The sequence below is a fragment of the Rhizobacter sp. LjRoot28 genome (assembly GCF_964253025.1).
Classification (GTDB): Bacteria; Pseudomonadota; Gammaproteobacteria; order Burkholderiales; family Burkholderiaceae_C; genus Rhizobacter.
Window position 1 is genome coordinate 3,596,914 of the sequence record NZ_CAXUQC020000001.1, and the last position, 13,854, is coordinate 3,610,767.

Here is a 13,854-nt window from a genome sequence, read left to right on the forward strand (position 1 = left end):
TTCCTTACAGGCCCAGCAGCTGCTGGGAGATGATGTTCTTCTGGATCTCGTTGGACCCACCGTAGATCGAGAGCTTGCGCATGTTGCAGTAGTGCGCGGCGAGCGAGGCGGCGTACTGCGGTCCGACCGACGGCGCGGAGTAGCCAGCGGCCAGCGCCTCCGGGATGTAGGGCAGCGCGTACGGTCCCACGGCCTGCAGCAGCAGCTCCGTGATGGCCTGCTGGATCTCGGTGCCCTTGATCTTCAGGATGGAGGCGGCTGGGCCCGGCGCACGTTTGTCCTTCTCGGCCGACAGCACGCGCAGGTTGGTCATCTCGAGCGCGGTGAGGTCCACTTCGACCTGGGCCACCTTGGCGGAGAAGAGCGGGTCCTCGAGCAGCGGCCGACCGCGCTTCTTCTCGGTGGCGGCCACGCGCTTCAGGCGGGCGAGTTCCCGCTTGGCGATGCCGATGCCCGCGATGTTGCTTCGCTCGTGGCCGAGCAGGAACTTGGCGTAGGTCCAACCCTTGTTCTCCTCGCCGACGAGGTTCTCGGCCGGCACGCGAACGTCCTCGAACCACACCTCGTTCACCTCGTGGGCGCCGTCGAGCGTGATGATGGGCCGCACGGTGATGCCGGGGCTCTTCATGTCGATCAGCAGGAAGCTGATGCCGCGTTGCGCCTTGGCCTGCGGATCGGTTCGCACGAGGCAGAAGATCCAGTCGGCATACTGCCCGAGCGTGGTCCAGGTCTTCTGGCCATTGACGACGTAGTGGTCGCCCTGCGCATCGACGCCGCGCACGGCGCGCATCTTGAGCGAGGCCAGGTCGGAGCCCGAACCCGGTTCCGAATAGCCCTGGCACCACCACTCCTCCGCGCTGCTCAGCTTGGGCAGAAAGCGCTGCTGCTGCGCGGGCGAGCCGAACGCCATGATCACCGGCGCAACCATCTTGATGCCGAACGGAATCAGGCGCGGTGCGCCACCGGCCGCGCATTCCTCTTCGAAGATGTACTGCTCCACGGCGTTCCAGCCGGGGCCACCGAATTCCTTCGACCAGCCCGGGCCGCCCCAGCCGCGTTCGTGCAGGGTGCGTTGCCACAGCACGTGGTCGTCCCGCGTGAGGCGCAGGCTGTTCATCACCTTGTGGCGAATGCTCTGCGGGAGCTTGTCGCGCACGAACGCGCGAACCTCGTCGCGGAAGGCTTGTTCTTCAGGAGTAAAGGTCAGGTCCATGGGGGTCCCAGCAGGTCAGGATTCTTCGGTGAGCAGCGACAGGCCGAGCAGTGCCCGGCGCTTGAGCCACGGGCTCGGGCGGTAGCGGGCATCGCCATAGAAGGCGTGCATGCGCTCGAGGATGGTGAGCACCGTGCGGGCGCCGATGCGGTCGCCCCACGCGAGCGGGGGGAAGGGATAGTTCAGGCCCAGGGCCACGGCGCGGTCGATGTCGGCCGGCGTGGCGATGCGCTGCTGGGCAATGTCGGCCGCGATGTTGACGATCGTCGCGACCACCCGCTGAGCCACCATTCCGGCGCTGTCGCGGATCACGGTCACCGGCTTGTCATCGGCACTGAAGAGCGCATGCGCGGCATCGCGCCACTGGGGCGCCGTCGCAGGTGTGGTCATGACGACACGGCGGCGGCTCGTGTCGAACAAGGTCTCGATGGCGACCGTGCGGACCGGGTCGAGCTGCAGCTGCAAGGCCAGGGTGGTGGCGTCATCCCCGACCGGTGCGACCACGCACAGGCTCTGCACCTCGGGGCGGGCGCCCGCATCGACGCGCACACCGGCGTTGTCGGCCAGGGCCACGAGGGTCTCCGGCATGCCCGGCGCGAACCAGACCGAGACGGGCAGCACCGTCGGCGCGGGGGCCTCCGGCACCGCCACACGCTGGCCGTTCTCGTAGCGGTAGAAGCCGCGGCCCACCTTGCGGCCGACGATGCCCGCCGAGAGCATCTGGCGGGTCAGCGGACTGGGCCGGTAGCGCGGCTCCTCGTAGTACTGGTGGTAGATGGATTCCATCACCGGGTGGGAGACGTCGAGCGCGGTGATGTCGAGCAGCTCGAAGGGGCCGATGATGAACCCGGCCACCTCACGCAGCACGCGGTCGGCGTCGTGGTACTCGCACACGCCTTCGGCGAGCAGGCGCAGGGCCTCGGTGCCGAAGCCGCGGCCGGCGTGGTTCACGATGAACCCGGGCGTGTCCTTGGCGCGCACCGCCGTGTGCCCCATGCGCTGCCCGAGCGCGAGCAGCCGGTCGGTGACAGCGCGGTCGGTCAGCAGGCCATCCACCACCTCCACCACCTTCATCACCGGCACCGGGTTGAAGAAGTGGAAGCCCGCCACGCGCTCCGGACGCTGGAGGCCGGCAGCGATGGCGGTGACCGACAGGGACGAGGTGTTGCTCGCCAGCACGCAGCGCTCGGAGACGATGGCCTCCAGTTGGGCGAACAGCGATTGCTTGGCCTTGAGGTCCTCGACGATCGCTTCGACGACCAGGTCGCAGCCAGCCAGATCGGACAACGACGCGACCGGGCGCACACGGGACGCCGCAGCGCTCGCCTGTTCAGCCGTCAGCTTGCCGCGCTCCTGAAGCCGCGCCAGGGTCTCGCCCAGCTTGGCGCAGCCCTGCGCAGCGCCGCCGTCGCGAACATCGAACACGCGCACGTCGAGGCCGGCCTGCGCCGCGATCTGCGCGATGCCCATGCCCATGACGCCAGCCCCGACCAGGCCCATGACCTGCAACGGTCCGCCCTGAGCCTCCACTTGTGCCATTTGTCACTCCAGATTCACATCGCCCTGGACATCAGGACTGCATTGCAGAACAATATTCCGCTTTCAACGCGGGTTGGAGATTGTTGATGCTGGCGAACCCGGTGTCAACTTCAGCGCCGCACGTTGGCGCGTGCCGGGCCGGATCGGCCAAGCATCCAGGATAGCGCCGTGCGGGGTCTCTCCGGCACGGGATACCCACAACGCGCCTTTTGCAGATTTGTGTTCCACTTTTCCACCATCCAGTGAGCCTGCGATCCAGGCTGCACCGACCGAGCGAGGAACCCCGTACCGATGAACTCCGTTGCCAAGACCGGCAAGACCGCCCCCAAGGAAGACCGCCATTTCGTCACCGCACTTGCGCGCGGGCTGGAGGTGCTCGCCTGCTTCCGCTCCGGCGACAAGGCGCTCGGAAACCAGGAAATCGCGCAGCGCTGCAAGCTGCCCAAATCGACGGTCTCGCGCCTCACCTCGACGCTGACCAAGCTTGACTACCTGATCCAGGTCGAGGAAAGCGGCAAGTACCGCCTCGGTACGGCCACGCTGTCGCTGGGCAGCGCAATGCTCGCGCGCCTCGACGTCCGGCAGATTGCGCGGCCCCTGATGCAGGAACTCGCGGACAGCACTCGGTCGATGGTCTCGCTGGGCACGCGCGACCGTCTCTCGATGATCTACGTGGAGAACTGCCGCAGCTCCGCCGCCCTCACCTTGAGCCTCGATGTCGGCTCGCGCATTCCGGTGGCGTCCTCGGCCATCGGCCGGGCCTACCTCGCTGCGATTCCCGATCGTGAGCGCCTCGATTTCATGGAGCGGGTGCAGGAACTCGACGAAGTGGCGTGGCCCGACATCCGCGACGGGATCGAGCGCGCGGTGGAGGACTACCGCACCCTGGGCGTGACCTGCTCGTTCGGCGATTGGCAGAAGGACGTCAACGGCATCGCCCGCGCCTTCCAGCCGGGCAACGGACTCCCGCCCATGGCCATCAACTGCGGCGGGCCGTCCTTCAACCTGTCGAAGGACTACCTCCTGAACGAAGTTCGCCCGCGCCTGATCGAGACGGTCTCGAAGCTCGAGGCGTCGCTGCTTCGCTGATCAGTCCAGCGCGATGCGGTCGCCGTCGAATGACGGCACCACATCGAGCCAGCTCTTGCGGGCGGCGTAGCGCACTTCGCTCTCGAGTCCCTTGGACAGCATGCGGCGCCCCACGCGCGCCATCCACAGGCTGTGGCGGTTGTCGGGCTGGCCTTCGTTCTGCGCATGCAGCAGGCCGGCAGCCACTGCCGCGTCGGTGTACTCGCGTTGCCCCGGAGCGGCCCGGAACAAGGAGACCAGGTAGCCGGCGCCGTAGAAATCCTCGAGATTGAAGCGACCGGCCGAGCCGGCACAGACCAGCAGCACCGTACGGTCGGGGTGATCGCGCAGCACCCGGTTCACCACGGCTTGGGCGTTGGTGAGGGCGGCGACATAGACATGATGTGCGCCGCGCGACGCGAGCACGGCCGGCGTCCCGTTCGTGGTGGCATAGACCAGCGTGCGACCCTTCACGCCCTCGGCCAGCAAGGCGGCGGGAGCGGCATGCAGGAAGCCGGGCAGCGTTTCGGCATTGAGCTCGCCCGCCAGCAGGCAGGAGCCGGCCGGATGACGCGCTGCCTCCGCCTGGGCGGCGGCGCCGTCCCGCATCGGAATGACCGCGGTGGCGCCCTCGGCCAGCACCCCGACGATCGTGGTGGTGGCAAACAGGATGTCGAGGACGATCACCACCTTGCTGTCGAGGCGCTGCCCGTCCAGTTCTTCCTTCTTCAACAGGACGTGGATTTTCTGCATGGAGTCACGGCATTCAGCCGTCGTTGTGCACCGGTTCGCCGGGCGGTTGGATGGACGCGAAGACGCCACTGCACGAGAGTATCGCCCGCTCGCCGACACGCAGTTCGCAGTCGGCAAAGGCAAGGCGCCGCCCCACCTTGCGGATGCGCACGTGGGCTTCGAGCCAGTCGCCCGGCCGGGCGGAGTCGATGAAATCAGTCGACAGGTGCACCGTCACCACCGAGCGCGGTTGGTTCCGTGCGATCGACAGGTTGATGCCGAGCGCACCGTCCGCGAAGGTGACCAGCATGCCGCCGTGCGTGATGCCGATCATGTTGGCGTGCCGGGACTCGACCCGCAAGCCGAGCACCACCGTGCCGTCCTCCTCCTTGCGGTGGTAGAGCGGCCCCAGCTGGGCGAAGTACGGCCCGCCGCGCTGGAGCGGCGAGAAGCCATCGGGGACGGACGGGTCCGGTGCCTCGCTCATGGTGTCCGGCGTCAGAACCAGGACGGCGACATCGTCAGCGTCGAGTCGTCCAGGCTGCGCAGGAGCGCGTGCTGCGGCCCGTTGCGCGGCAGTTCCCAATGGAAGAACCATTGGCACGCCCGCAGCTTGCCGAGGTAGAAGTCGCGCTCGTCGTCATGCGCGACCGATGGCAGCGCGCGGGCCGCCACCACGGCCTGGCGCAGCCAGGTCCAGGCGATGACGGTGTGACCGAACGCTTCGAGGAACACGCTGGCGTTGGCCAGCGCGCGGTCGCCGTCTTCGGGCAGCACCGCGCCAATGCGACGCACGGTCTCGAGGATGTCGTTCCACGCAGCGGTCAGGGCCTCGCCGTGAGGGCGCAGGCCTTCGCTCGCGGCCGCCTCGTTCACCGTCTTGCGGATCTCGCGTCCGAGCAGTTCGAGCGGCGCGCCCTTGAGCATCATCACCTTGCGCCCGAGCAGGTCGAGCGCCTGGATGCCATGGGTGCCTTCATGGATCATGTTCAGGCGGTTGTCGCGGTAGTACTGCTCCACCGGGTACTCGCGGGTGTAGCCGTAGCCGCCGTGGATCTGGATGGCCAGGCTGTTGGCTTCCAGGCACCACTGCGAGGGCCAGGACTTCACGATCGGCGTCAGTAGGTCGAGCAGCAGACCCGCCTCCTGGCGCTGCGTCTCGGACTCGCCCGTGCGCTGGTCGTCGACCAGACGCGCGGCATACAGCCCGAGCGACAACGCACCTTCGACATACGCCTTCTGCGCGAGCAGCATGCGCCGGATGTCGGCATGCTGGATGAGCGGAACCTGCGGATCGAGCGGGTTCTTGTTGCCGGGCGGGCGTCCCTGCGGCCGCTCGCGCGCGTACGCCAGCGACGCCAGGTAGCCCCGGTAGCCGTACATCACCGCGCCCATGCCGACGCCGATGCGGGCCTCGTTCATCATCTGGAACATGCAGGCCAGGCCCTTGTGCTCCTCGCCCACCAGCTCGCCGATGCACCGGCCTTTCTCGCCGAACGACAGCATGGTTGACGTCGTGCCGCGCCAGCCCATCTTGTGGATGAGTCCGGCGAGCGCGACGTCGTTGCGCTCGCCGAGGGACCCGTCGTCGTTCACGTGGTACTTGGGAACCGTGAAGAGCGAGATGCCTTTCACGCCGGCCGGTGCCCCGGGGATGCGCGCGAGCACCAGGTGCACGATGTTCTCGGTGAGCTCGTGGTCGCCGCCCGAGATGAAGATCTTGTTGCCCTTGATCGAGTACGTGCCATCGCCGTTGGGCGTGGCGCTCGTCGTCAGGTCGGACAGGCTCGAGCCGGCCTGCGGCTCGGTCAGGGCCATGGTGCCGAAGAAGCGCCCGCTCAGCAGCGACTGCAGGTACTTCTTCTTCTGGCGCTCGGTGCCGAAATTCTGGATGACGTTGGCGTTGCCCGACGTCAGACCGACATACGACAGCGTCGGCCCGTTGGCGCTCTTGAACATCGCCGAGGCGGCCTGGGCCACGAGCACGGGCAGCTGCATGCCGCCCATCTCGTAGTCCTTGGTGGGCGACATCATGCCGGCGGCGCAGTAGGCCTGCAGGGCCTCCTTGACCGCGGGGATCATGGTGACCTTCTGGCCGTCGAACTGCGGTTCGTTCTCGTCGGACTCGCGGTTGTGCGGCGCGAACTTCTCGACGGCGATCGCGTGCGCCGTGTCGAGCGCGGCGGCGAAGGTTTCGCGGCTGTGGTCCGCATGGCGCTCGCGGCGCGTCAGCGACTCGGCCTCATGGACCTCGAAGACCTGGAAGTCCAGGTCGCGGCGATTGATGATGTCACTCACGGGCTTGTGTCCTTCAGGGGGATCGGCGGCAGGCGGGCCGCCAGGCCCGCCCGCCTCAGGTCACTCGGCGAGCAGCGTGTCGCTGAAGCGCGCCAGGTGATGGTCCGCGTCACCGAACGTGGCGTTGATGAGCGTCAGGCGCTTGAAGAAGTGCGCGACGATGAGTTCGTCCGTCACGCCCATGCCGCCGTGCATCTGCACCGCGCCCTGGCCCACGGTGCGGGCCGCCTGGCCGATGTAGGCCTTGGCGCCCGAGACCGCGCGGCTGCGCTCTGCCGCATCATCGGAATCGGCCTTCAGCGCCGCAAGGGTCGCGAGCGAACGCGACTGCTCGGTGGCAATCGCCATGTCGGCCATGCGGTGCTGGAGCGCCTGGAACTTGCCGATCGGCACGCCGAACTGCTTGCGCGTCTTGAGGTACTCGAGCGTCGCCGCGTTGAGTGCCACCATGATGCCGACGGCCTCGGCGCACAGGCCCGCAATGCCGCGGTCGATCGCGCGCTCGATGGCCGGCAACGCGCCGTCCACCGGCCCGATCACCGCATCCGCACCCACCTTGACGTCCACGAGCTTCACCTCGGCCGCACGCTGGGCGTCCTGGGTGGCATAGGCCGTGAGCGTGACGCCGGCCGCCTTCGGGTCGACGAGGAACAAGGTGACGCCCTGGGCATCCGCCCCGGCGCCCGACGTGCGGGCCGAGACGAGCAGCTGGTCGGCGCCCGGGGCACCGACCACCACCGCCTTGTGCCCGTTGAGCACGAATCCATCGGCCTCGCGACGTGCCGTGGTGCCGACGTGGGCACGGTTGTAGCGGGCGCCTGGTTCCTGGTGGGCGAGCGCGGCGATCAGCGTGCCGCCGGTGATGCCGCCCAGCAGGCGATCACGCTGGGCGTCGGTGCCGATGTCGGCGATCAGGCTGCCGGCGACGACCACGGTGGCCAGGTAGGGTTCGAGCGCCAGGTGCGAACCCAGCGTCTCCATGACGATCATCGTGTCGACCGCACTGCCGCCGAGACCACCGTTCGCTTCCGAGAACGGCAGGGCCAGCAGGCCGAGCTCGGCATAGGTGGACCAGGCCGCCTTGCTGAAACCGTCCGGTGACTTGGCGATGGTGCGGCGCTGCTCGAAGCCGTAGTCCTTGGCGAGATAACGACGCAGGCTGTCCTGGATCGCGACTTGTTCTTCGCTGAGATTGAAATCCATGTGTGTTCTCCGTGCGGGTCCAGGTATCAGAGGCCGAGGATCATCTGGGAGATGATGTTCTTCTGCACTTCGCTCGAGCCGCCGTAGATGGTGGTCTTGCGGAAGTTGAAGTAGTGGCCGGTGCTGGCCACGTCGCGCTTGGTGTACTGCGGTGCGAGCGGCTCGCCGTTCCAGGCCGGGTCGAGCGCCTCGGGCAGGTAGGGCAGCGCGTACGGGCCGAGGGCCTGCATCGTCAGCTCGGTGAGCGTCTGCTGGATCTCGGAGCCCTTGATCTTCAGCATCGAAGCCTCAGGCCCCGGCGGCAGGTGCTTGTCCTCGCCGGCGATGACCTTGAGGTTGGTGATCTCGAGCGCCATCAGTTCGAGTTCAAGCTGGGCGATGCGGTCACGGAAGCGCGGGTCCTCGATGATGGGGCGGCCGTTGTCACCCGGCTGGCGGCGCGCCAGCGCCTTCAGCCGCTTGAGGCTGGCCTTCGAGCGGCCGACGCCGGCGATGCCGGTGCGCTCGTGCCCGAGCAGGAACTTGGCATAGGTCCAGCCCTTGTTTTCCTCGCCCACGCGGTTCTCGACCGGCACCCGCACGTTCTCGAACCACACCTCGTTCACCTCGTGCTCGCCGTCGAGCATGATGATGGGACGCACGGTGATGCCGGGGGTCTTCATGTCGATGAGCAGGAAGGAAATGCCCTCCTGCTGGCGGCCCTCGGTGCTGGTGCGAACCAGGCAGAAGATCCAGTCAGCGTACTGACCGAGCGTGGTCCAGGTCTTCTGGCCGTTGACGATGTAGTGCTCGCCGTCGGCATCGGTGCCGCGCACGGCGCGCGTCTTGAGGGAGGCCAGGTCGGAGCCGGCGCCCGGCTCGGAGTAGCCCTGGCACCACCAGTCGTCGGCCGCGATGATGCGCGGCAGGAAGTGGGCCTTCTGCGCCTCGTTGGCGAATCGCATGATCACCGGCGCGACCATCTTCAGGCCGAACGGCAATTGCATGGGCGTGCCCACCTCGGCGCACTCCTCGTCGAAGATGTGGCGCTGCACCGAATTCCAACCCGTGCCGCCGTACTGCTCCGGCCAGCTGCTGGCACCCCAGCCCTTGGCGTGGAGGATCTTCTGCCAGCGGACGATGTCGTCCTTGGCCAGGCGCTTGCCGGAAGCCTGCTTGTCCTTGATGTCCGCCGGCAGGGCGGATTCGAGGAAGGCGCGGACTTCCTTGCGGAACGCCTGCTGTTCAGGGGTGTATTCGAAGTTCATGCGAGTCGTCTCCTGGGCACGTGACGTGAGCGGTCCGGCATTCTGCACCGCAAAACTGGCAATTAGAAATTGGAACTTTCCCGATTTCCGAAAAGACCCTCCGTGTCGCCTTCGTGATTGCGCGACGCGATTGTTTGCGACCTACTGCCGAGCTCCGAAGTGGCAGAGCCGGGGATTCGCCTTGTTTACAACGCAGGGGCCTCTGGCTAGGATAGTCCACTTTTCAAAATACAGGTCTGCACAGCGGAACCAGAGACAAGCCGCGACATGGCAGCAGCCCCCGATTCCCGTCACCGCCCCAGAGGAACCCCACCATGAGCAATCAACCTTCCACGCAGTACGAGGTGCGCGGCACCGTCGCCGTGATCACGCTGGCCAACCCGCCGGTCAACGGCCTGGGCCACGCGCTGCGCGCCGGCATCGTCGACAGCCTGGATCGCGCCCTCGCCGACCCGAAGGTGCAGGCGGTGGTTCTGACGGGCTCCGATCGCGCGTTCTCGGGCGGCGCCGACGTGCGCGAGTTCGGCACGCCGAAGTCCGGCTTCGAGCCCAACCTCGGCGTCGTCATCAAGGCGGTCGAGAACTCGACCAAGCCCGTGGTCGCGGCCATCGCCGGTGTCGCCCTCGGCGGCGGACTGGAACTGGCCCTCGGCGCCCACTTCCGCGTGGCCAAGCCCGACGCCCAGCTCGGCCTGCCGGAGGTCAAGCTCGGCCTGCTGCCCGGCGCCGGCGGCACGCAACGCCTGCCTCGCCTGGTCGGCCTCGAAACGGCCCTGAACATGATCGTCTCGGGCGCCCCCGTGCCCGCCGCCAAGTTCGCCGGTTCGCCCCTGCTCGACGCCATCATCGAAGGCGATTTGATCGACGGCGCCGTCAAGTTTGCCGAGAAAGCCGTCGCCGACAAGCTGCCGCTCAAGCGCGTGCGCGACCTGAAGGTCAAGCAGTCCGACGCCGAAGCCTTCCTCCAGTTCGCCCGCAACACCGTCGGCGCGATGTCGAAGAACTTCCCGGCGCCGCTGAAGTGCGTCGATGCGGTTGCCGCATCGGTGGGCAAGTCGTTCGATGAAGGCCTGAAGACCGAGCGGGAGCTGTTCCTTGGGCTGATGCAGACGCCGGAGTCGCGCGCCCTGCGCCACATCTTCCAGGCCGAGCGTGCCGCATCGAAGGTCGCCGACATTGGCGACGACACCCCCATCCGCCAGATCAAGTCCGTCGGCATCATCGGCGCCGGCACCATGGGTGGCGGCATCGCGATGAGCTTCGTCAACGCGGGCATCCCGGTCGTGCTGCTCGAGGCGAAGCAGGAAGCACTCGACCGCGGCCTGGCCACCATCCGCAAGAACTACGAGAACTCGCTGAAAAAGGGCAAGCTCACGCAAGCCAAGCTCGATGAGCGCATGGGCCTGATCACGCCGACACTGAGTTACGACGCCTTCCGCGATGTCGACCTGGCCATCGAGGCCGTCTTCGAGAGCATCGAAGTCAAGGAACAGGTCTTCAAGACGCTCGACGAAGTGATGAAGCCGGGGGCCATCCTGGCCTCGAACACGTCCGCGCTGAACCTGGACCAGATCGCCGCCTTCACCAAGCGCCCGCAGGACGTCATCGGCCTGCACTTCTTCAGCCCGGCCAACGTGATGCGCCTGCTCGAGGTGGTGCGCGGCGCCAAGACCGGCAAGGACGTGCTGGCCACCTCCATGCAGCTGGCCAAGAAGATCAAGAAGATCGCCGTGGTGTCGGGTGTGTGCGACGGCTTCATCGGCAACCGCATCGTCGCCCGCTACGGCGCGGCCGCCAACGAGGCCCTGAACGCAGGCGCTTCCCCGCAGCAGATCGACAAGGCGCTCGAGAAGTTCGGCTTTGCCATGGGCATCTACCGCATGGGCGACCTGGCCGGCCTCGACATCGGCTACGCCGGCCGCAAGCGCCGCAAGGAAGCCAATCCGGAGGCCTACATTCCCATCGTCGCCGACCGCCTGGCCGAGGCCGGCCGCTTCGGGCAGAAGACCGGCGCGGGCTTCTACCGCTATGAAGCCGGCAAGCGTGACCCCATTCCCGATCCGGTCGTCGACCAGATGATCACCGACTTTCGCAAGGAGCGCGGCATCACGGCCCGCAAGGTCAGCGACGAGGAGATCGTCGAGCGTGCGGTGTTCGCCATGGTCAACGAGGGCGCCCGCATCTTGGAAGAAGGCATCGCCCAGCGTGCCTCCGACATCGACATCGTGTACCTGAACGGCTATGGCTTCCCGGCACACCGCGGCGGCCCGATGCTGTACGCCGACCAGGTGGGCCTGCCCAACGTCATCCGGGCGCTGAAGCGATTCGCCGCCGAACCGGGTTCGGACGCCAAGTTCTGGACGCCCGCGCCCCTGCTCGAGAAGCTCGCGGCCGAAGGCAAGACGTTCAACTGACACGCCCCGTGGCTCGGCACGATGCCGGGCCGCATGCAGACCCGGCCCCGCGTGCCGGGCTGCACGATGCAAGCCATACACAAGGATATTCATCATGACTGATGCAGTGATCGTCTCCACCGCCCGCACCGGCCTGGCCAAGAGCTGGAAGGGTTCCTTCAACATGACCTACGGTGCCACGCTCGGTGCCCACGCGGTCCAGCACGCCGTCGCCCGCGCCGGCATCGACCCGGCCGAGGTCGAGGACGTCTTCATCGGCGGCTCGCTGTCCGAAGGCACCACCGGCGGCAACGTCGCCCGCGCCATCGCCCTGCGCGCCGGCCTGCCCGTCACGACGGCCGGCGTCACGATCAACCGGTTCTGCTCGTCCGGCCTGCAGGCCATCGCGATGGCCGCCCACAGCGTCATCGTCGACGGCGCCCAGGTGGTGGTCGGCGGCGGCGTCGAGTCCATCTCGTGCGTGCAGAACGAGACCAACCGCCACATGCGCGCCGACCCGTGGCTGATCGAGCACAAGCCCGAGATCTACTGGAGCATGCTGCAAACCGCCGAGCAGGTCGCCTCGCGCTACAAGATCTCCAAGGAAGCCCAGGACGAATACGGTGTGCGCAGCCAGCAGCGCGCCGCTGCCGCCCAGGCGGCCGGCAAGTTCAACGACGAGATCGTCCCGATGACCACCACCATGGGCGTCGTCGACAAGGAGTCGGGCCGGCTGACGACGAAGGAGGTGACCATCTCCTCCGACGAAGGCATCCGCGCCGACACCACGCTGGAAGGCGTGGCGAAGATCCGCTCCGCACTGCCGGGCGGCGTGATCACCGCCGGCAACGCCAGCCAGTTCTCGGACGGTTCGTCCGCCGTGGTGGTGATGAACGGCAAGCTCGCCGAGCAGCGCGGCATCAAGCCGCTGGGCATCTTCCGCGGCTTCGCCGTGGCCGGCTGCGAGCCGGACGAGATGGGCATCGGCCCGGTCTTCGCCATCCCGAAGCTGCTCAAGCAGGCGGGCCTCAAGGTCTCCGACATCGGCCTCTGGGAACTCAACGAAGCCTTCGCCGTGCAGGTCATCTACTGCCGCGACAAGCTCGGCATCCCGGACGACCGGCTGAACGTGAACGGCGGCGCCATTGCCGTCGGCCACCCGTACGGCGTCACCGGCGCGCGCCTCACCGGCCACGCCCTCATCGAAGGCAAGCGCCGCGGCGCCAAGTACGTCGTCGTGACGATGTGCATCGGCGGCGGCCAGGGTGCAGCCGGCCTGTTCGAGGTGGTCTGATTCCGGTCCCCGGCCATGGGGCGTCCGCCCCATGGCCCGTCTCCACGCCACAGCGAGTTCCATGAGCGTCAAGAACCTGTTCCAGCTCGACGGCAAGATCGCCCTCGTCACCGGTGGCTCGCGGGGCCTTGGCCTCCAGATGGCCGAGGCCCTGGGCGAGATGGGCTGCAAGCTCGTCATCACGGCCCGCAAGGCCGATGAACTGAAGGAAGCCCGTGCCCACCTCGAGGCCCTCGGCATCGAGGTCATGACGGTCGTCAACGACCTTCAGAAGTTCGACGGCATTCCCGGCCTCGTGGACGAGGTGCTCGCCCGCCACGGCCAGATCGACATCCTCGTCAACAACGCCGGTGCAAACTGGGCCGCGCCGGCCGAGGACTTTCCCGACGAGGCCTGGCACAAGGTGATGAACCTCAACGTCACCGCGCCCTTCTTCCTGTCGCGCGAGGTTGGCCGGCGCAGCATGATTCCGCGGCGCAGCGGCAAGATCATCAACATCGCCTCGGTCGGCGGCCTGAAGGGCACGGCCAAGGGCGTGACCACCATCGCCTACAACACCTCCAAGGCGGCGGCGATCAACTTCACCCGCACCCTGGCCTCCGAATGGGGCCAGTACAACATCAACGTCAACGCGATCTGCCCCGGCTACTTCCAGTCGAAGATGACGGCCGGACTGCTCGACCGCATCCAGGACGCCGTGCTCGCCCGCACCCCGCTCAACCGCATCGGCAACGAAGAAGACCTGAAAGGCTCCGTCGTTTTCCTCGCCAGCGAAGCGTCACGCCACATCACGGGCCAGACCCTGGCCGTGGACGGTGGCTCCTGCATCGTCTGACCCCTTCCCCTGAACATCGGCACACCCACACC

Annotated in this window: 11 protein-coding genes; 4 read left to right on the forward strand and 7 right to left on the reverse strand. The window is 67.4% G+C overall.

The genetic code is table 11. The features are described from left to right. Positions 1-4: 4 nt before the first annotated feature. On the reverse strand, positions 5-1,213 hold the full coding sequence (locus ACSQ2F_RS16470; RefSeq protein ID WP_436024729.1) for an acyl-CoA dehydrogenase family protein: 1,209 nt from the start codon (positions 1,211-1,213) through the stop codon (positions 5-7). 15 nt (positions 1,214-1,228) lie between these two features. Beyond that, positions 1,229-2,752: a 3-hydroxyacyl-CoA dehydrogenase gene (locus tag ACSQ2F_RS16475; protein ID WP_436024731.1), complete on the reverse strand. Its 1,524-nt coding sequence runs from the start codon at positions 2,750-2,752 to the stop codon at positions 1,229-1,231. A 291-nt stretch (positions 2,753-3,043) separates the two neighbouring features. On the opposite strand from ACSQ2F_RS16475, the gene ACSQ2F_RS16480 reads away from it, so the two are divergent. After that, positions 3,044-3,841 carry an IclR family transcriptional regulator gene (locus ACSQ2F_RS16480; protein WP_436024733.1) on the forward strand — a complete coding sequence of 266 codons (798 nt, stop codon included), beginning with the start codon at positions 3,044-3,046 and terminating at the stop codon, positions 3,839-3,841. Here the strand turns inward: ACSQ2F_RS16480 and ACSQ2F_RS16485 are convergent, their stop codons facing one another. Genes ACSQ2F_RS16485 through ACSQ2F_RS16505 form a run of 5 tightly spaced genes read right to left on the reverse strand, consistent with a single transcriptional unit; the run spans position 3,842 to position 9,300 of the window. Further along, entirely contained in the window at positions 3,842-4,573 is a 732-nt protein-coding gene (locus tag ACSQ2F_RS16485) for a 2-phosphosulfolactate phosphatase (protein WP_436024735.1), read from the reverse strand. Between the two features lie 13 nt (positions 4,574-4,586). Continuing rightward, complete coding sequence (locus tag ACSQ2F_RS16490) at positions 4,587-5,039, reverse strand: PaaI family thioesterase (RefSeq protein WP_436024737.1); 453 nt, start codon at positions 5,037-5,039, stop codon at positions 4,587-4,589. Positions 5,040-5,050: 11 nt separating this feature from the next. Next, positions 5,051-6,850 (reverse strand): acyl-CoA dehydrogenase, encoded by a 1,800-nt coding sequence (locus ACSQ2F_RS16495; protein ID WP_436024739.1) that lies wholly within the window; start codon positions 6,848-6,850, stop codon positions 5,051-5,053. Between the two features lie 60 nt (positions 6,851-6,910). Next, a complete protein-coding gene (locus ACSQ2F_RS16500) occupies positions 6,911-8,053 on the reverse strand; it encodes an acyl-CoA dehydrogenase family protein (RefSeq protein ID WP_436024741.1) in 1,143 nt (380 codons plus the stop codon). Between the two features lie 26 nt (positions 8,054-8,079). Further along, positions 8,080-9,300, reverse strand: coding sequence for an acyl-CoA dehydrogenase family protein (locus ACSQ2F_RS16505; protein WP_436024743.1), 1,221 nt, complete (start codon positions 9,298-9,300; stop codon positions 8,080-8,082). Positions 9,301-9,614: 314 nt separating this feature from the next. Here ACSQ2F_RS16505 and ACSQ2F_RS16510 point away from each other — a divergent pair, with 314 nt between their 5' ends. From ACSQ2F_RS16510 to ACSQ2F_RS16520, 3 genes are all read left to right on the forward strand, one after another. Beyond that, positions 9,615-11,714, forward strand: a complete 2,100-nt coding sequence (locus tag ACSQ2F_RS16510; protein ID WP_436024745.1) for a 3-hydroxyacyl-CoA dehydrogenase NAD-binding domain-containing protein — start codon at positions 9,615-9,617, stop codon at positions 11,712-11,714. A 94-nt stretch (positions 11,715-11,808) separates the two neighbouring features. Then, positions 11,809-12,987 carry an acetyl-CoA C-acyltransferase gene (locus ACSQ2F_RS16515; protein WP_436024747.1) on the forward strand — a complete coding sequence of 393 codons (1,179 nt, stop codon included), beginning with the start codon at positions 11,809-11,811 and terminating at the stop codon, positions 12,985-12,987. 61 nt (positions 12,988-13,048) lie between these two features. After that, the gene (locus ACSQ2F_RS16520) at positions 13,049-13,822 is read left to right on the forward strand and encodes an SDR family oxidoreductase (protein ID WP_436024749.1); all 774 of its coding nucleotides are present in this window, start codon (positions 13,049-13,051) and stop codon (positions 13,820-13,822) included. The last annotated feature ends 32 nt before the right edge of the window (positions 13,823-13,854 follow it).

What these genes read in the sequence shown, in the direction of transcription:
- ACSQ2F_RS16500 (WP_436024741.1), bottom strand. Translation starts at nt 8,053, where the DNA reads ATGGATTTCAATCTCAGCGAAGAACAAGTCGCGATCCAGGACAGCCTG.
- ACSQ2F_RS16490 (WP_436024737.1), bottom strand. Translation starts at nt 5,039, where the DNA reads ATGAGCGAGGCACCGGACCCGTCCGTCCCCGATGGCTTCTCGCCGCTC.
- ACSQ2F_RS16505 (WP_436024743.1), bottom strand. Translation starts at nt 9,300, where the DNA reads ATGAACTTCGAATACACCCCTGAACAGCAGGCGTTCCGCAAGGAAGTC.
- ACSQ2F_RS16485 (WP_436024735.1), bottom strand. Translation starts at nt 4,573, where the DNA reads ATGCAGAAAATCCACGTCCTGTTGAAGAAGGAAGAACTGGACGGGCAG.
- ACSQ2F_RS16470 (WP_436024729.1), bottom strand. Translation starts at nt 1,213, where the DNA reads ATGGACCTGACCTTTACTCCTGAAGAACAAGCCTTCCGCGACGAGGTT.
- ACSQ2F_RS16520 (WP_436024749.1), top strand. Translation starts at nt 13,049, where the DNA reads ATGAGCGTCAAGAACCTGTTCCAGCTCGACGGCAAGATCGCCCTCGTC.
- ACSQ2F_RS16475 (WP_436024731.1), bottom strand. Translation starts at nt 2,752, where the DNA reads ATGGCACAAGTGGAGGCTCAGGGCGGACCGTTGCAGGTCATGGGCCTG.
- ACSQ2F_RS16515 (WP_436024747.1), top strand. Translation starts at nt 11,809, where the DNA reads ATGACTGATGCAGTGATCGTCTCCACCGCCCGCACCGGCCTGGCCAAG.
- ACSQ2F_RS16480 (WP_436024733.1), top strand. Translation starts at nt 3,044, where the DNA reads ATGAACTCCGTTGCCAAGACCGGCAAGACCGCCCCCAAGGAAGACCGC.
- ACSQ2F_RS16510 (WP_436024745.1), top strand. Translation starts at nt 9,615, where the DNA reads ATGAGCAATCAACCTTCCACGCAGTACGAGGTGCGCGGCACCGTCGCC.